The sequence below is a fragment of the Faecalibacterium sp. Marseille-P9312 genome, assembly GCF_902497445.1.
Classification (GTDB): Bacteria; Bacillota; Clostridia; order Oscillospirales; family Ruminococcaceae; genus Faecalibacterium; species Faecalibacterium longum.
Genome location: NZ_CABVEW010000013.1, coordinates 69073 through 85574, shown reverse-complemented (window position 1 = coordinate 85574; position 16502 = coordinate 69073). Strand labels below are relative to the sequence as shown.

Genomic DNA, 16502 nt, shown 5'->3' with positions numbered 1-16502 from the left:
GGGCAGGGTGGGCATATTGGGGTAGAACTTACCGGCAGCGCCCTCGGTCTGCGCAAAGATGCAGGCCAGGCAGGCAGCGAAACCAGCCAGACGGCCTGCGGACAGGTCGTTACCGGTGGTGATCAGACAGCCGGAGATGCCCAGAGCGATGATGTAGCGGATAGAGACGTTCTTGAACAGGTTGATGATATTGGCCAGTGCGAAGAAGTTGGGGTGGATGATGCCGACGATGAGGGACACGGCCAGCATCAGGACGATGATGGCGTTGTTGCCCAGCCACTTCTTTACAGACTTGCCCGTTACTTTCTTGGTAGCTTCCACGATAGACAGCCTCCTTGTTTACTGATTGGCCGCCGCCGCTTCGGGCGCGGTCTCGAACTGGGTCGCCAGAGCCATGATGTTCTCCTGCGTAGCATCCTTGCCGTCGATGAAGCCGGTGATGCGGCCATCGCACATGACCATGACGCGGTTGGACATGCCGATGATCTCGCTCATTTCGGAGGAGATCATGATGATGCTCTTGCCCTGCTTGGCCAGGTCGGCGATGATGCAGTAGATCTCATATTTTGCGCCGACGTCGATGCCTCGGGTGGGCTCGTCCAGAATGAGGACATCGGGGTTGTTGGCCAGCCAGCGGGCGATCAGCACCTTCTGCTGGTTGCCGCCGGAAAGGCTCTTGATCGCCGTTTTGGGGCTGGGAACCTTGATGGCCATCTTCTCTTTGTTGGTAGCCACCAGCTCGAGGATCTTCTTGTCGTCCAGCATGATGGGACCCTTGCGCAGGGCGTCCAGAGAGGCGATGGAGATGTTATCGGCCACGCTCAGCACGCCCATGATGCCGGTGGCGCGGCGGTCCTCGGTCAGCAGAGCCACGCTGTGCTGGATGGCGTCGCGGGGCTGCTTGATGGTGACTTCCTGACCCTTGATCCACACCTTACCGGCGGTGTGAGCGCGCAGGCCGAAAATACCTTCCATCAGCTCAGTGCGCTGTGCGCCCACCAGGCCGGCCACACCCAGGATCTCGCCCTTCTTCAGCTCGAAGCTGCAGTGGCGGAAAGAGCGCGGATGGATGGAGGTGAAGTCTTCCACCTTCATCATGATCTCGTCGGAGGGGTGGTTCTCCAGCGGGGGATACAGGTTGGACAGTTCACGACCGACCATCTTGGCGATGATCTGCTCTTTGGTCATATTGGCGACGTCCCACTTGCCGATATAATGGCCGTCACGCATGATGGTGACTTCGTCGGCAATGACCTTGATCTCGTCCATCTTATGGCTGATGTAGACCAGAGCAACGCCCTGCTCTTTCAACTCGTTCATGATGCGGAACAGGGACTCGACTTCGTTCGCAGTCAGCGAGGAAGTCGGCTCATCCAGGATCAGCACCTTGCAGTTTGCGGAAACAGCCTTTGCAATTTCCACCATCTGCATCTGTGCGATGCTCAGTGTACCCAGCTTTGCGTGGGAGTTGATGTCCAGCTTGAGCTTTTTCAGCAGGTCATCGGTATCTTTATACATCTTGGCGTGGTCCACGATGGTGATGGGGCCAGCCTTCTTGGTGGGGTAGCGGCCCAGCCAGATGTTCTCGGCCACAGTACGGGCCGGGATAGGCTGCAGCTCCTGATGCACCATCGCGATGCCGCGGTTCAGTGCATCCAGCGGGGTGGGGATGTTGACCTTTTCGCCTTCGTACTCGATCTCGCCCTCGTCCATCTTGTAAATGCCGAACATACATTTCATCAGGGTGGACTTACCGGCACCGTTCTCGCCCATCAGGGCCATGACTTTGCCGGGGCGGAGCTCCAACTGCGCGTGGTCCAGCGCTTTCACGCCGGGGAAGGTCTTTACCACGCCTTTCATTACCAGACGGTATTCTGACATTCCTCAGAGCCTCCTTGTCTTTGGGTCTTGGAAAGTGCGTCTTTTGCCGGCGGGCTCCTAAAATAAGGCGCGTGCGCGGAGATATTTTCTCGCACGCACGCGCTTTTTAGCTTTTAATTAAGCCTTATTGGTTCACTGCGCACCTTGCAACGATAGGGTTTTGGCTGCTTACTTGATGTACTGTGCAGCGTTCTCCTTGGTGACCTTGACGTAGTCGACCCAGTAGTACTGCTCGACCTTGCTGCCCTCGACGTACAGCTTGGTAGCAGCTGCGGCGGCGGTAGCCTGGCCCACGTCATCGTTCAGAACGGTGCCGGTCATGTTGCCATCGACGACATTCTGGACAGCCTCGCTCAGTGCGTCAACACCGACCAGATAGACGTCCTTGCCGACGGTACGGCCAGCCTGCTGCAGGGACTGCAGAGCGCCCAGTGCCATTGCGTCGTTGTTGCAGAAGACGACTTCGATCTTATCGCCGTACTGTGCCAGAGCGTTTGCGACGTCCTGCTGTGCGGTGGTCTGGTCCCAGTTGTCCAAGTACTCGTACAGGCACTCGACTTCCTTGCCGGCGTCGGTCAGAGCCTTGATGGAGTACTCGGTGCGGTACTGAGCATCGATGTTCTCGGGGTCGCCCTTGCACATGATGTAGGTGATCTTGCCGTCGCCGTTGATGTCGCCCTGAGTCTCGGTCTCGAGGATCAGCTCGCCCTGATAAGTACCGGACTGACGTGCGTCAGCGCCGACGTAGCAGCACTTGTCTGCGTAGGAGTCCAGAACGCTCTTGTCGGGCTCACGGTTGATGAAGACGATGGGAGTCTCAGAGGGCTTGATGGTATCAACGATGGTCTGAGCGGAAGTGGTCTGGACGGGGTTGATGACCAGGACGTCCACGCCCTGCTGCAGGAAGGTGTTGATCTGCTCGGTCTGGGTGTTCTGGTCGTTCTTGCCATCGACGATGGTGACGGCGTAGCCCATGTCCTTCAGGTACTCTTCCAGGTCGGTGCGGTACAGGGTCATGAAGTTATCAGCAAACTGATAGATGCAGACGCCGACGTTAGCAGAGCCGGAAGCAGCAGCTGCGGTAGAAGAAGCAGCGGTAGAAGCTGCAGTAGAGGAAGCAGCAGTAGAAGCGGAAGAACCGCCGCAGGCAGTCAGAACGCCGGCAGCACCCACAACAGCGGAAGCTTTCAGGAAGTCACGACGAGAAATCATTTTCATAATCTTGTTCTCCTTCATTAACGCTTATCACAGCATCTCGCAAAGCGCACTCGTTACACGTTTTGCGGTTTCTGTTTGTATTATAACCATCCGCCCGACCATTCGCAATAGAACAAATAGACAAGATTATTTGCCATATTTTGTGAGTGTTCCACAATACATTCTGTTGTATCCCAAAATCTTTTTGTTAAGCGGCACAATTCTTCATATTTGTGCAACCAGCGTCCAAATTTATTGTGTCTGTGCGTATTTTTATCAAATCGGTTACAAATTTTTCGAGCCGTTTCGCGCCGGGATGCAACAATTTTATCGGTCTGCTTCAAATTTCTATTTTCCCGGGAATCCCGGCAGACTGTCATTCCATTTCGGAAATATTTCTCTATGCATTGACGGATTTCCTATGATTGTGGTAGTATATTACGTGATTATCATGATCCGCTGCAGAAGGACTGCTGTTTCTCGCCCTCCTTCCACACCATCCCTCGTTACCTTGTTATAATAGGAGCGACACCATGTCCGAACTTACCGAGCAAAATTTGACACGCCAGCAGGCCGAACAGGAGATGGCCTGTCTGCGCAAGATATATGCTTCCGTCCGTCTTCTCGACCCGAAGATGCTGGCGGAAGAACCCTGCTGCCCGCCTTGGAAGAATGTCCATCCCTGCACCAGCTGCGTGGGGCGCGAGGCAATGGCAGGCAAATGCCAGTGCTCCAAGCTGGAAACGCTTGGCAGCTCCCTCTATCAGGTCACAGCCCGCTATGTCGAGGTGGACGGCAAGCCCTATGTGATGGAGATGACCCTGCCGCTGGACGCCAGCGCCCGCAGCTCCCTCCACTCCAACGAGCTCATCTACCGGGACGCCCTCACCGGTGCCTACAACCGCCGTTTTTATGAAGAGGAATTAAAGCACAAGTACCTCAACGCCGGCGTCGCCATGATCGACCTCGATGACTTCAAGCTCTGCAACGACACCTACGGCCACTCAGCCGGCGACGCAGCGCTCCGGCTCATCGTCTCCATCATCCACCGCTGCATCCGCTCCACCGATATGCTGGTGCGGTACGGCGGCGACGAGCTGCTGCTCATCCTGCCCGACATCTCGGCTGAGGCTTTCGTGCGCAAGCTCAAGGACATCAACAAGCGCCTCTTCGCGTCCCGTCTGCCCGAGTTCGAGAAGATGCACGTCTCGGCCAGCATCGGCGGCGCGATGGCCGCCGGCATCCCCATCAGCGACGCCCTGCTCATCGCCGACAAGCGGATGTACCTTGCAAAGCGCCGCAAGAACACTGTCGTCACCGCGGACATCGCCCCCGATGCCGTCCGCTCTGAAAACGACCACCGTCCGATGGTGCTCATCGTGGACGACTCCCCCATGAACCGCGACATCCTCTCGGAGATCCTCTGCGACGATTTCGAGCTTCTGGAAGCCCCCGACGGCCCCAGGTGCCTCGAGCTTCTGAACGCCTGGGGCTCGGATATTTCCATCGTGCTGCTGGACATCGTGATGCCCGACATGGACGGCTTCGATGTCCTCTCCCGGATGTCCGCCCAGGGCTGGCTCGAGGACATCCCCGTCGTGATGATCTCCAGCGAGGATTCCTCCCAGACCGTCCGCCGCGCCTACGAGCTGGGTGCTTCGGACTACATCAGCCGCCCCTTCGATGCCCGCATCGTCCACCGCCGCGTCTCCAATGTCGCCCGGCTCTACGCCCGTCAGCGCCGTCTCAGTGCGCTGGTGTCCCAGCAGTTCTATGACCGGGAGAAAAACGACCAGATCATGATCGGCATCCTCAGCCAGGTCATGGAGATCCACAACAGCGAGAGCATCCACCACATCTCCCGGGTGCAGCGCATCACCAGCATCCTGCTGGAGCGTCTGTGCCAGAAGACCGACATCTACGGCCTGAGCGGGATGGACCGCTACCTCATCACGACGGCCTCTGCCCTCCACGACATCGGCAAAGTTGCTATCGACGACCGCATCCTCAACGCCCACGACCTGACGCCGGAACAAACCGCCATCCTCCACACCCACCCCATTCTGGGTGCGCAGATGCTGGAAAATCTGTCCCAGTATCAGGACGAGCCGCTGGTGAAATTTGCGATCCAAATCTGCCGCTGGCACCATGAGCGCTGGGACGGCAGCGGCTATCCCGATGGCCGGAAGGGCGATGACATCCCCATCGCAGCACAGGTGGTAGCGTTGGCGGATGCCTATGACGGTCTGGTCGGCAAGCGGGACAAGCGCGAGGCCCTCTCGCAGGAAGAAGCGGTCGCTGAGCTGACCGCAGGAAAGCACGGTGCTTTCAATCCGCTGCTGCTGGAATGCCTGCGCGACGTAGAAGACCGGCTCGCGGAGGAGACTGAGGCCGATGCCCCTCCTCCCCCGAAAAAAGGGATTCTCTTTGACGAAACTGTTCTTGGGTGAGGTATAAAAATGACGTTGGAACAAGTATATGCAGCCATTGGCGGCGATTATAAGGGCGTGCTGGAGCGTCTGCCCAGCGCGGACTTCGTCCGCCGCTTCGCGCTGAAATTTCTACAGGACGACAGCTTCCCGAACCTGAAAAAGGCGCTGGAAGAGAAGGATGCCCCGACAGCATTCCGTGCCGCTCACACCCTGAAGGGCGTCTGCCAGAACCTCGGCTTCGATGCACTGTACGTCCCGTCCAGTGCTCTGACGGAAGCTCTCCGCGGCGGCAGCCTTGACGGCGCCGACGAGCTGTTCCCTCCGGTAGAGAAGGAATATCAGCGTGTGGTCGAGGCGCTGAAAGCATTAGAATAACGAAAAAAACACCCGCAGTGCATCAGCATTGCGGGTGTTTTTCGATTGGATGAATATCAGGAACTGTCTGTCATTATTTCCGGCTTGCCAGCAGAGCCTCGATTTTCTTGATGGGGTCGATGATGCTGGAAACGGACATGTCATGGTTCAGGGCCACGACGAAGTATGCGGCATACTTGGAGACGTCAACATCGACGTACCAGTCACGGGTCAGCAGCTCAGGCATACGGTAGGTCAGGTTGGTGCCGGTAACGTAGTCCAGAATGCCGTCGGCCACAGCCTTGTCGAACTTCTCGAGGCCGCTGGTGAAGAGCGGGAAGGTGGCGTTGGCGATGATGCGCTTTGCGCCGCGCTCTTTCAGGTTGGTGGCAACTTCCAGCATGCTCTCGCCGGAAGCGATGATGTCGTCAGCGACAAAGACAGTCTTGCCCTCGACGGAATCGCCCAGATACTCGTGAGCGACGATGGGGTTGCGGCCATTGACCACGCGGGTGTAATCGCGGCGCTTGTAGAACATACCCAGGTTGCAGCCCAGCACGCTGGAGAAGTACATATTGCGGCTCATAGCGCCCTCGTCGGGGCTGACCACGATGAACTTGTCCTTGTCGAAGCTGATCTCGGGGTTCTTCTTGAGCAGGTTCTTCAGCACCTGATAGGTGGGCATCGCATTGTCGAAGCTCATCAGAGGCACAGCGTTCATCAGGCGGGGATCGTGAGCATCAAAGGTGATGATGTTCTTGACGCCCATGGCCTGCAGCTCCTGCAGAGCCACAGCGCAGTCTAGGCTCTCGCGGGACACGCGGCGGTGCTGACGGCCGCCGTACAGGCTGGGCATGATGACAGACACACGGTGTGCCTTGCCGGCCACGGCCTGGATGAGGCGCTTCAGGTTGGCGAAGTGGTCATCCGGAGACAGGTGGTTCTCATAGTTGAACAGCTTGTAGGTCACGCTGTAGTTGCCGGGGTCAACAACGATGAAAATATCGTCGCCGCGCACCGACTCCTTGACCAGACCCTTGGCGTCGCCGCTCTGGAAACGGGGGCAGGCGCTCTCGATGATAAAGCTATTGGTCTGGTAGCCGGCCTCGCTGGCCCAGCGCACCAGATGCTTGTCGATGAGGTTGGTCAGCTCCTCGGCGCCCGGGCAGGCGATGAGGCGCAGGTCGGCGACCTGAGGCTGGTGGAAGCAATCCTTAGGGATAATGACAGACATAATTACAGCTCCTTAAAGTTTCTTTTATCAGTTGATAAAATTAGACGTTGAAGTGCATATCCGTTATTTATTCTATCACATTTTCGGCGTTTCGACACTACAAACTTGCATCCAACCTGCATTTTCTGCGCCTTGCACATCTCTTTTTCGAAAAAGAGCCGGAGACTATGTGTTTTTTACAAAAACCATACATTCTCCGGCTCAAAAGTCATTCTTTTAAGTTTTTACCCTTACAGGGCAGCGACAGCAGCCTTCAGCTCTTCGACGCGGTCGGTGTTCTCCCACTTCACGCCCAGGTCCTCGCGGCCCATGTGGCCGTAAGCGGCCAGCTTGCGGTAGATGGGCTTGCGCAGATCGAGGTCGCGGATGATGGCGGCGGGGGTCAGGTCGAAGACCTTCTCCACAGCCTGCTCGATCTTCTCGTCGGCCACGACGCCGGTGCCGAAGGTGTCCACCATGATGGAGACGGGCTTTGCCACGCCGATGGCGTAAGCCACCTGCACCTCGCACTGCTTGGCCAGACCAGCGGCCACGATGTTCTTAGCCACCCAGCGGGTCGCATAAGCGGCGCTGCGGTCCACCTTGCTGGGATCCTTGCCGGAGAAAGCACCGCCGCCGTGGCGTGCATAGCCGCCGTAGGTATCGACGATGATCTTACGGCCAGTCAGGCCGGTATCGCCCTGAGGGCCGCCCACGACGAAGCGGCCGGTGGGGTTGATATAATACTTGGTGTTCTCGTCCAGCAGCTCGGCGGGGATGGTGGCCTTGATGACCTTCTCCATCACGTCGGCGCGCAGCTGCTCCATGCTGACGGCATCGCTGTGCTGGCTGGAAATGACCACAGCGTCCACGCGGACGGGCTTGCCGTCCACGTACTCGACAGTGACCTGGCTCTTGCCGTCCGGACGCAGATAGTCCAGCTCGCCGCTCTTGCGGACTTCGGTCAGCTTCTTGGCCAGCTTGTGGGCCAGGCTGATGGGCATGGGCATCAGCTCGGGGGTCTCGTCGCAGGCATAACCGAACATCATGCCCTGGTCGCCGGCGCCGCCGACCTCATCGTTGGTGCCGAGGGCGATGTCGGGGCTCTGGCCGTCGATGTTGGAGATGACGGCGCAGGTGTCGGCATCGAATCCGAACTTTGCGCGGGTGTAGCCGATGTCAGCCACGACCTCGCGGACGATCTTCTGGAAATCGACGTAGCAGTTGGTGGTGATCTCGCCCATGATGTGGACGAGGCCGGTGGATGCGCAGGTCTCGCAGGCCACGCGGGCGTCGGGGTCGTGGGTCAGGATCTCGTCGAGGATGGCGTCGGAGATCTGGTCGCAGATCTTGTCGGGATGGCCCTCGGTGACGGACTCAGAAGTAAACAGACAGTGCTTTGCCATTTTTGTACCTCCTTGGCGTTGGTGTGTGTGTATCGATATTGACAGCTTCCTACTCGTTCATCAAGTTTATGCAATTAAAAACGCTCAGAACCGAAGCTCTGAGCGTTGCACTCTTATCTTTCGGTTTCCCGCAGGATTTGGCACCTTATGCTCACACACAGGTTGTCGGGCTTCACAGGGCCTGTCCCCTCAGCCGCTCTTGATAAGTCGGTATTCAGTTTGTCCGGGTAATATCTTATCATTGCTTCGTCGAAATGTCAAGAAGAGTCGCACTCTTTTTTGACATTTCCCGCAGATTGATAAGGCTCAATAACCCTTTGCCTGCTCGCCGTTCAGGATCTTGACGGCGCGGGAGGTGCCCAGACGGTCTGCACCGAGGGCGAGGAACTTCTCCATATCCTCGACGGTGGAGATGCCGCCGGCGGCCTTGACCTTGCAGCGGCCGGCCACGCCCTTGACCATCAGCTCCACGTCGTGGAAGTTTGCGCCGGAGGTGGAGAAGCCGGTGCTGGTCTTGATGTAGTCAGCGCCTGCCTCGCAGACGATGTCGCACATCTTGCGCTTCTCGTCGTCGGTCAGCAGGCAGGTCTCGATGATGACCTTCAGGACCTTATCGCCCACAGCCTGCTTGACGGCACGGATGTCCTCGCGGACGGCGTCGTACTCGCCGTTCTTCAGGCGGCCGATGTTGATGACCATATCCACCTCGGCAGCGCCGTTCTCGATGGCAGTCTTGGCCTCGAAGGCCTTGGAAGCGGTGTCCATTGCGCCCAGAGGGAAACCGACCACGCAGCAGACCGGGATGCGGCCCGCCATGTACTCGACAGCCTGCTTCACATAGCAGGTGTTGATGCAGACGGAAGCCGTGTGGTTGGCGATGGCCTCGTCGCACAGGGTCTGGATCTGGGGCCAGGTAGCCTCAGGCTTGAGCAGGGTGTGATCGACGTGGGACAGGATCTCTTCACGATTCATACTTTTTTCCTCCTGAATCGAAGTTGTTTTGAAAACAGCTTCTTAGTTCTTGGTGGCACGGCGTACCTTCGCCATGCCGACAGCGCTCAGGGCAATGGCCGTTGCAGACACCGTTGCGCCGATGATGCCCAGCACAAGGCCGGAGACCAGAAATGCAAAACCTTTCAGACCACGTTTCATAATACCGTACCTCCTGAAATTATATCAGATATTTTTCTGCTGCCGGCAGAAAAATATCTCACTTACGCTTAAAAATGATGAGCTTACTGAACACATAATTCAGCACGACCACCACCACGTTGGAGAACACCTTTACCGCCATGCCCCACAGGGCCTGGGCATCGTAGAAGCTGGTGACAAAGATGGCCGTCGGCCCGTCGGCACCGCCGATGATGGCAATGGCGGCAGAGCCGTCGGAGATGGAGGGAGCGGGCGCTGCGCCGCCGGTGGCCATGTGCAGCACCGTATCCGGGCCAAACCAGCCAGCCAACAGGCTCAGCGCACCGTTCATAAAGCTCTCCACCAGAGCTGCCCCCTGTGCGGCCAGCAGGTTGCCGAAGATCATCATGATGGCGGCATCCAATACCAGTGTACCCAGACGGCAGGTGACGAATGCACCAAATTCTTTCAGCGCTTCCCTGCCCTGCGTCCGGCTGGCGAAGACGAAGGCCCGGTTGGTGACGTAGGCGAACAAAATGCAGATGACATTGTCCAGCACATTGCCCCAGCTGTTGGCGGCTTCGTAGCCGAACAGGCGGCTGAACAGCGCATACAGTACGATGTTCAGCAATGTGGTCAGCACACCAAAAACGAGATAAGCCAGCACCTCGCGGTGCTTTATAAACCAGTTTTTCATTGACGTTAAAACCTTCCGTCGCCAGCAGGGCACTACCGTTTCTGAAATAAAGAAACTTTGCTCATCCAGTATACGCCTGACCGGCACGCCAGTGGCTCTCCCTCTGAGGAAAGACTTCCCCCGGCCGGGGGAAGATGTCGCATTAGCGACAAAAAGGGGAATCTGTCGCGTCAGCGACTGAGAGGGTGATACAAAAACAGCCCCGCCGCCGTTTTCCCGGCAACGGGGCTGTAGTTCGCATTGTGTCTGATGAGACTATGCTGCGGGCTGATTACTCAGCGTCGTCGTTCAGCAGAGCCTTCATGGACAGGCTGATGCGCTTCTTGTCGAAGTCGACATCCAGCAGCTTCACGTCGACCATATCGCCGACCTTCAGTGCGTCGGAGACCTTCTCAACGCGGTCATTGCTGATCTCGCTGATGTGGACCAGACCGTCAACACCCGGCAGGATGCGGACGAATGCACCGAACTTGGTCAGGGACACGACCGGAGCATGGAAGGTGCTGCCGATGGGGTAGTTGTTCTTCAGCTGCTCCCAGGGGTTGTCCTCAGCCTTCTTGTAGCCCAGAGAGACCTTGTGGTTCTCAGTGTCGATGTCCTTCACATACACCTCGATGGTGTCGCCAACGGAGACGACCTCAGAGGGATGCTTGATGCGGTTCCAGCTCAGCTCGCTGATGTGGCACAGGCCGTCCACACCGCCGATGTCAACGAATGCACCGTAAGAGGTCAGGCTCTTGACGACGCCGGTGTAGGTCTTGCCGACCTCGACGTTTGCCCAGAACTCCTCACGCTTAGCCTTGTTCTGCTCAGCGGTGACCTTGTTGATGCTGCCGACGATCTTGCGGCCGGAGCACTCGGTGACGACCAGCTGAACGTGCTGGCCGACCAGAGCAGTGTAGTCCTCGTCGCGGCGCATAGTGGCCTGAGAACGGGGGACGAACACCTTGACGCCCTTGACGTTGACGACAACGCCGCCCTTGTTGAACTCGGTGACGTCGCCCTCGACGACCTCGCCGGACTCAGCTGCCTTGGCGATCTCTTCCATGCCCTTGCGAGATGCGAGCTTCTTGCGGGAGAGCTGGATGACGCCATCCTGATCCATAACCTTCTCGACGATGAGGTCCAGCTCATCGCCAACTTTCACCAGGTCCTCGACCTTGGCGGAGGAATCATCGGTCAGCTCGCTCAGCTTGACAAAGCCGGTCTGCTTAGCTCCGATATCCACCTGGATCTCGTTGGCAGAGATGCTGGTCACGATTCCTTTCACAATACTGCCTGCATGAACACGCTTTTCCTCGGATGCGTTCAGCATCTCCTCAAAGCTCATGCTGTCATTGATTTCTGCGCTCATACTGTTAAGTACCTCCTCAATAATAGACGATGGCGTTGAAGCCCCGGCTGTGACGCCCGCCGTCTTTACATCTGCAAACCATTCCGGCCGAAGTTCGCTCGCTGTCTCGACCGTTACGGCTCGCGTATGCTTTGCGGCGACCTGTACCAGCTTTTGGGTATTGGAAGAATGATGACCGCCAATGACAACAATGATGTCGCATTGCTGGCTGAGGTCTTCCGCTTCCTGTTGCCTCGCCCACGTCGCATTACATATTGTATCAAAAATTCGGGCGTTTGTATAGGCTTTTTTGAGAAACTCCGAACTTTCTTGCCATTTTGTTACCTGAAATGTGGTCTGTGCAACTGCAAAAATGGGCTTTTGGGGGTCAGAAGGCCCTTTCCACGCCTTCAACTGGGCCAGATCGCTGAAAACGAATACCTCTCCCCGGGTATGTCCGACGATGCCCTGCACCTCCGGATGGGACACGTCACCGGCCACCACGAGTGTCGCACCGGCGGCTTCGGCCTCGGAAGCGACTTTCTGTATCTTCTTCACGAAGGGGCAGGTGGCGTCGTGATAGGTGCAGCCCCGGGCGTCCAGCTCATCGTAAATGCTGCGTGGGACGCCGTGGCTGCGGATGACCACCTCGTAGCCCGCAGGGACATCAGCGGGGGTATCTGCTACCAGTGCGCCCCGGCGCTCGAGGTCTTCTACGGTCTGGGGGTTGTGGATGAGGGGGCCGAGGGTGGCCACCTTGCGGCCCTCATCCAGCAGACCGTAGGTCAGCTTGACCGCGCGGTCCACACCGAAGCAGAAACCCGCAGTCTTTGCAAGTCTAATCTCCATTGTGCTCTCCTAAATTCAACCTCTCCGTCATCGCTGCGCGATGCCACCTTCCCTACCGAGGGGAGGCTTTGGCATTCCGCAAGGCTTCATCTCTTCGCCAGAGGGCATCCCTATTAGGGGCAACAGCGACGACCGCCGCCAGTGGCGGAAGCAGGGAGTCGCTGTTGGGGCAGCGGCCAGCGAGACGCAAGCAATGCGCAGCGGATGCTGGGAGCCGCAACTCGGCCTTGTCGAGCGATAGCGAGACTGAGAGGTTCATCACAATTCACTCCACGCATCCAGAACGGCCTGCTTATTTTCCCGCAGTTTCTTTATGTCGCGGCGGCCTTCCATTGCAAACTGTGCAGCGGGCATGGGCTCGCCGAAGATGACACGCACCTTGCAGAACAGCTTCATCTTACCATCAGGGGTGTCGTAGTAGATGCGGCAAGGCACGACGTCCACATTTGCTGCCGCCGCGATGACGAAGAGGCCGCTCTTGAGGGGAAGGAACTTATTCTCCTGCTCCCGCGTACCCTCCGGGAAGAGCAGCAGCGTACCGCCCTCCTGACACTTTTTCACGGTGTCGTCGATGACACTGACCTCTTCTTTCGTGCCGCGGACACAGACCGCACCGGCGCACCGGAAGAACCACGACAGGAATGGGTTTATCTCGAACAGCTCTTTCTTGGCAAACACTGTCATCCGCTGGCCCCAGAACCGGGTGATGACGACGAACACCGGGTCGATGGCGGAGATGTGGTTGGGGGCAATGATGCAGCCCTTTGTGCCGATTTTTTTCAAGTTCTCCCTGCCCTCACACCGGACGCGGAAGCCGATGTGGAACACCAGCCATGCCAGTGGGACCAGAATATAATATAGTATCATCTGACCTTCTCCGTGATCATTTTCTTCATGGCCTCAAAGCTCTGCTCAAAATTCAGCTCCGAAGTGTCCAGCAGCACGGCATCGTCTGCCTGCTTGAGGGGGGCTGCGGCGCGGTGGGTATCCTGATAGTCGCGCTGCTTGACGTCGGCCAGCACATCTTCGTAGGGGGTATCGATGCCCTTCTGCTGGTACTCCTTCCAGCGGCGGGTGGCGCGGGCCTCCGGGCTGGCGGTGAGGAAGATCTTCACCGTCGCATTGGGCAGCACCACGGTGCCGATGTCGCGGCCATCCATCAGGATGTTCTGCGTCTTAGCCATGTCCCGCTGCATCTCCAGCAGGAAGGCTCGCACCGCCGGATTTGCACCCACGGCAGAAGCCGCCATTCCCACCTCTTCGGTGCGGATGGCCGTGCTGACGTCCTCGCCATTCAGATAGATATGCTGTTCGCCCTCGATAAAAGCAAACTCGAGGGTGATATTAGGCAGCAGGGCATCGACTGCCTCGTTGTCCTTCGGGTCCTTGCCCGCGCGGAGGGCGTAAAGGCCGATGGTGCGGAACATCGCACCGGTGTCCACATAAATGTAGCCGAAGTCCGCAGCCAGACGCCGCGCCAGCGTAGATTTGCCTGCGCCCGCAGGCCCGTCGATTGCAACAGAAATCATTTTTATATCTCCTTCTCTATGAATCTGAAATTTCCAGCCGCTTAAACCTCTCCGTCACGGCTGACGCCGTTCCACCGCTGGCGGCAGTCGTTGCTGCTGCCCTGCCGAGGGGGCCGTCTGCGAAGCAGACTGAGAGGTCATTCCAGATGATTCGCAAAACTCTGTGCCGTGCAGAATGCAATTTGCAGATTGTAGCCGCCGGTATAGGCGTCCACATCCAGCACTTCGCCTGCAAAGTAGAGGCCGAGGGCCTTTTTGCTCTGCATGGTCTTGGGGTCCACCTCCCGCACCGACACGCCGCCCGACGTGATGACTGCGTGGGCCAAATCGCCCCGGGCGTCGATGGACACCCGCCAGTGCTTCATCAGCTGTACCAGTTCCCGCTTCTGCTCCCGGGTGATCTGGTTTGCCCTGGTGACCGGGTCGATGCCCCAGCGGGCCACCATGACCGGCTGCATACTGGACGGCAGCAGCTTCACCAGTGCGCCCTGCGCCGCGTGGTTCGCCAGAAGGGCAAAGTCCCGGGTGATGCGGTCATAAAGCTGTTCCTCGCTGAGGGCAGGCTTCAAATCAATAAAAGCTTCGTACCTGTGCTTTTTCATGTCGCCCAGATGGCTCGACGCGCTGAGGGTCAGCGGCCCGCTGATGCCGAAGTGGGTGAACAGCATCTCGCCCTGCTCCTCGAAGATGGCTTTGCCGTCCTCGTGGAGGGTGAGGGTCACGTTCTTGAGGGCAAGGCCCATCATCTTCTTGCAGTCGGCGTCATGGCTCACGAGGCTGACAAGGCTGGGGACAGGCTCCACGAGGGTGTGGCCCGCCTGCCGGGCCAGCTTGTAGCCGTCGCCGGTGGAGCCGGTGGTGGGGTAGCTCAGACCGCCCGTTGCCACCAGCACGGCGTCCGCCTTGTACTCCCGGCCCGAAGTTCCCCGCACTCCTACGCAGCGATAGGCCGGGCCGGGCTTTTTCTTTTTCGGGCGGCGCGGATCTTCCGGCGCAGCAGGCGCTTCTTCCGGCTGGGCCAGCGGCTCCAGCAGCAGCTTTTTTGCCCCGTCGTGGACGATGTCCGCTCCGTCTGCGTACCGCAGAAGAGCCTGCCGGATCTCTTCGGCCTTGTCTGACACCGGGAACACCCGGCGTCCGCGCTCCACCTTCAGCTCCACACCGAGAGACTCAAACAGCTCCATCGTCCTGGCCGGCGGGAAAGCCCCCAGCGACGAGAACAAAAAGCGGGGGTTCGTCCGCACATGGTGCAGAAATTCCTCTGCGGTGCAGTCGTTGGTCACATTGCAGCGGCCCTTGCCGGTGACAAGAATTTTCTGAGCCGGCTTTTCCATATGTTCCAGCACCGTCACCTCATGCCCCTGCCGCAGGGCCGCGCCCGCCGCCATCAGGCCGGCAGCACCGCCGCCTACCACTAAGACCTTCATGTTTCGTTTCCTCCGCTTTTTCTTCTGTCTTCACACTTATTCTAGTTTATCATACCAGAATCGACCGCCAAAAGCAATGTGAAAAAAGCAGGTACAGCGTTCTGCTGCACCTGCCCGGAAAATTTTGCTTATTTCATGGCCTTGATGGGGTCGAGATACTTTTCGCCCTCCATGACCTCCAAGTGGATGTGGCTCTCCTCGGCACACTCACAGCTCACGCTGCCCACCTTGCCGATGGTCTGCCCGGCCGAGACGGTGTCGCCCTTTTTCACCCTGGCGTCCGTCGTGCCGCAGACCCGCCAGACCCTGCCGGAAGCGTCTTCAATGGCGACCACAGGCCCCCACTTGTCGTCCGTGCCGGTCTCCACCACCTTGCCTGCCGCCGGGGCGGTCACTTCCGCGCCCCTGCTGGCGGCGTAGTCCACACCGTTGTGGGTGCGCCAGTCACCCAGCGTCTTGCTGTAGACCAGCTCATCGCCGCTGTAGCTGTTTAAGACGCGCCCCGAGACAGGCTGCGTGGAGGCAGGCGCATCCGAACTGCTGGCAGGCAAGGACTCGGTTTGCAGCGCGGAGGGTTCGCGCACCGAACCAGAGCCAGACTGCGCACCAGAAGAGGACGCAGCCCCACCGGACGAGCTGTCGGCTTTTGGCACATTGGCCACACTGTTTGCTGCGGGTGCGTTCTGCTGCTGCCATTCGGCTTCCTCCTCTCCGGCAACGCCGGGCGACGTGTTGATGCCCTCGTCGATGCCGGGGGCGGTGCTGGACGGGCTGCGCACCGCGTCCAGATTCTGTTTGAGCTCATTGCGCACCGTGCGCACAGCCCACACCCCGGCCGCTGCCGCCGCCAGCAGGCAGGCGGTAAGCACCAGCGCAAAGGCTTTGTCCCGCAAAAACTTTCTGAATTGCTCCATCGTTCGTTACTCCAATCCATTTTGTGTACGGAATCGTTTCTTTGGTGGTAGTTTGGAGCGGCAGAGCGGGGTTTATTCATCCTTTATTCGAAAGGACACAAAAAGGCCCCGGATGACCGGGGCCTTACCTGTTGCATTG

The 16502-nt window shown here is 58.4% G+C and carries 14 protein-coding genes, 1 pseudogene and 1 riboswitch; of the genes and pseudogenes, 2 read left to right on the top strand and 13 right to left on the bottom strand.

Going from position 1 to position 16502, the window contains the following annotated elements; translation table 11 throughout:
* The 3 genes and pseudogenes from F3G95_RS10580 to F3G95_RS10570 all read right to left on the bottom strand — a co-directional run.
* Positions 1-321 (bottom strand): annotated as a pseudogene (locus F3G95_RS10580) (beta-methylgalactoside transporter); the annotation flags it as partial.
* A gap of 18 nt (positions 322-339) precedes the next feature.
* Positions 340-1881, bottom strand: a complete 1542-nt coding sequence (locus tag F3G95_RS10575; RefSeq protein ID WP_149794895.1) for a sugar ABC transporter ATP-binding protein — start codon at positions 1879-1881, stop codon at positions 340-342.
* Positions 1882-2049: 168 nt separating this feature from the next.
* Positions 2050-3099, bottom strand: coding sequence for a substrate-binding domain-containing protein (locus tag F3G95_RS10570; RefSeq protein WP_243130357.1), 1050 nt, complete (start codon positions 3097-3099; stop codon positions 2050-2052).
* A gap of 512 nt (positions 3100-3611) precedes the next feature.
* Here F3G95_RS10570 and F3G95_RS10565 point away from each other — a divergent pair.
* Entirely contained in the window at positions 3612-5528 is a 1917-nt protein-coding gene (locus tag F3G95_RS10565) for a diguanylate cyclase (RefSeq protein ID WP_149794893.1), read from the top strand.
* Between the two features lie 9 nt (positions 5529-5537).
* Positions 5538-5885 carry an Hpt domain-containing protein gene (locus F3G95_RS10560; protein WP_149794892.1) on the top strand — a complete coding sequence of 116 codons (348 nt, stop codon included), beginning with the start codon at positions 5538-5540 and terminating at the stop codon, positions 5883-5885.
* Positions 5886-5958: 73 nt separating this feature from the next.
* Here F3G95_RS10560 and F3G95_RS10555 read toward each other — a convergent pair whose 3' ends face one another.
* The 10 genes from F3G95_RS10555 to F3G95_RS10515 all read right to left on the bottom strand — a co-directional run bounded on the left by F3G95_RS10555 (position 5959) and on the right by F3G95_RS10515 (position 16363).
* Positions 5959-7098: a ribose-phosphate pyrophosphokinase gene (locus F3G95_RS10555; protein ID WP_149794891.1), complete on the bottom strand. Its 1140-nt coding sequence runs from the start codon at positions 7096-7098 to the stop codon at positions 5959-5961.
* Between the two features lie 230 nt (positions 7099-7328).
* Positions 7329-8483 (bottom strand): methionine adenosyltransferase, encoded by a 1155-nt coding sequence (gene metK / locus F3G95_RS10550; protein ID WP_149794890.1) that lies wholly within the window; start codon positions 8481-8483, stop codon positions 7329-7331.
* A gap of 110 nt (positions 8484-8593) precedes the next feature.
* Positions 8594-8692, bottom strand: a riboswitch (SAM riboswitch).
* A 97-nt stretch (positions 8693-8789) separates the two neighbouring features.
* Complete coding sequence (deoC, locus tag F3G95_RS10545) at positions 8790-9455, bottom strand: deoxyribose-phosphate aldolase (RefSeq protein WP_149794889.1); 666 nt, start codon at positions 9453-9455, stop codon at positions 8790-8792.
* Positions 9456-9497: 42 nt separating this feature from the next.
* On the bottom strand, positions 9498-9635 hold the full coding sequence (locus tag F3G95_RS13825; protein ID WP_015565914.1) for a hypothetical protein: 138 nt from the start codon (positions 9633-9635) through the stop codon (positions 9498-9500).
* A 58-nt stretch (positions 9636-9693) separates the two neighbouring features.
* Positions 9694-10311, bottom strand: a complete 618-nt coding sequence (locus F3G95_RS10540) for a GtrA family protein (protein ID WP_149794888.1) — start codon at positions 10309-10311, stop codon at positions 9694-9696.
* A 271-nt stretch (positions 10312-10582) separates the two neighbouring features.
* Positions 10583-12493, bottom strand: a complete 1911-nt coding sequence (locus tag F3G95_RS10535; RefSeq protein ID WP_149794887.1) for a bifunctional 4-hydroxy-3-methylbut-2-enyl diphosphate reductase/30S ribosomal protein S1 — start codon at positions 12491-12493, stop codon at positions 10583-10585.
* A gap of 258 nt (positions 12494-12751) precedes the next feature.
* A complete protein-coding gene (locus tag F3G95_RS10530; protein WP_149794886.1) occupies positions 12752-13360 on the bottom strand; it encodes a lysophospholipid acyltransferase family protein in 609 nt (202 codons plus the stop codon).
* Positions 13357-14022 (bottom strand): (d)CMP kinase, encoded by a 666-nt coding sequence (cmk, locus tag F3G95_RS10525; protein ID WP_149794885.1) that lies wholly within the window; start codon positions 14020-14022, stop codon positions 13357-13359. Before cmk ends, F3G95_RS10530 begins: the two co-directional genes overlap by 4 nt.
* Positions 14023-14159: 137 nt before the next feature.
* Positions 14160-15449, bottom strand: coding sequence for an NAD(P)/FAD-dependent oxidoreductase (locus F3G95_RS10520; protein WP_149794884.1), 1290 nt, complete (start codon positions 15447-15449; stop codon positions 14160-14162).
* Between the two features lie 128 nt (positions 15450-15577).
* Positions 15578-16363 carry a M23 family metallopeptidase gene (locus F3G95_RS10515; protein WP_149794883.1) on the bottom strand — a complete coding sequence of 262 codons (786 nt, stop codon included), beginning with the start codon at positions 16361-16363 and terminating at the stop codon, positions 15578-15580.
* Positions 16364-16502 lie beyond the last annotated feature (139 nt).

Excerpts from the sequence above, each read along its gene's own strand:
- F3G95_RS10575 (WP_149794895.1), bottom strand. The coding sequence starts at position 1,881 with ATGTCAGAATACCGTCTGGTAATGAAAGGCGTGGTAAAGACCTTCCCC.
- F3G95_RS10570 (WP_243130357.1), bottom strand. The coding sequence starts at position 3,099 with ATGAAAATGATTTCTCGTCGTGACTTCCTGAAAGCTTCCGCTGTTGTG.
- F3G95_RS10565 (WP_149794893.1), top strand. The coding sequence starts at position 3,612 with ATGTCCGAACTTACCGAGCAAAATTTGACACGCCAGCAGGCCGAACAG.
- F3G95_RS10560 (WP_149794892.1), top strand. The coding sequence starts at position 5,538 with ATGACGTTGGAACAAGTATATGCAGCCATTGGCGGCGATTATAAGGGC.
- F3G95_RS10555 (WP_149794891.1), bottom strand. The coding sequence starts at position 7,098 with ATGTCTGTCATTATCCCTAAGGATTGCTTCCACCAGCCTCAGGTCGCC.
- metK (WP_149794890.1), bottom strand. The coding sequence starts at position 8,483 with ATGGCAAAGCACTGTCTGTTTACTTCTGAGTCCGTCACCGAGGGCCAT.
- deoC (WP_149794889.1), bottom strand. The coding sequence starts at position 9,455 with ATGAATCGTGAAGAGATCCTGTCCCACGTCGATCACACCCTGCTCAAG.
- F3G95_RS13825 (WP_015565914.1), bottom strand. The coding sequence starts at position 9,635 with ATGAAACGTGGTCTGAAAGGTTTTGCATTTCTGGTCTCCGGCCTTGTG.
- F3G95_RS10540 (WP_149794888.1), bottom strand. The coding sequence starts at position 10,311 with ATGAAAAACTGGTTTATAAAGCACCGCGAGGTGCTGGCTTATCTCGTT.
- F3G95_RS10535 (WP_149794887.1), bottom strand. The coding sequence starts at position 12,493 with ATGGAGATTAGACTTGCAAAGACTGCGGGTTTCTGCTTCGGTGTGGAC.
- F3G95_RS10530 (WP_149794886.1), bottom strand. The coding sequence starts at position 13,360 with ATGATACTATATTATATTCTGGTCCCACTGGCATGGCTGGTGTTCCAC.
- cmk (WP_149794885.1), bottom strand. The coding sequence starts at position 14,022 with ATGATTTCTGTTGCAATCGACGGGCCTGCGGGCGCAGGCAAATCTACG.
- F3G95_RS10520 (WP_149794884.1), bottom strand. The coding sequence starts at position 15,449 with ATGAAGGTCTTAGTGGTAGGCGGCGGTGCTGCCGGCCTGATGGCGGCG.
- F3G95_RS10515 (WP_149794883.1), bottom strand. The coding sequence starts at position 16,363 with ATGGAGCAATTCAGAAAGTTTTTGCGGGACAAAGCCTTTGCGCTGGTG.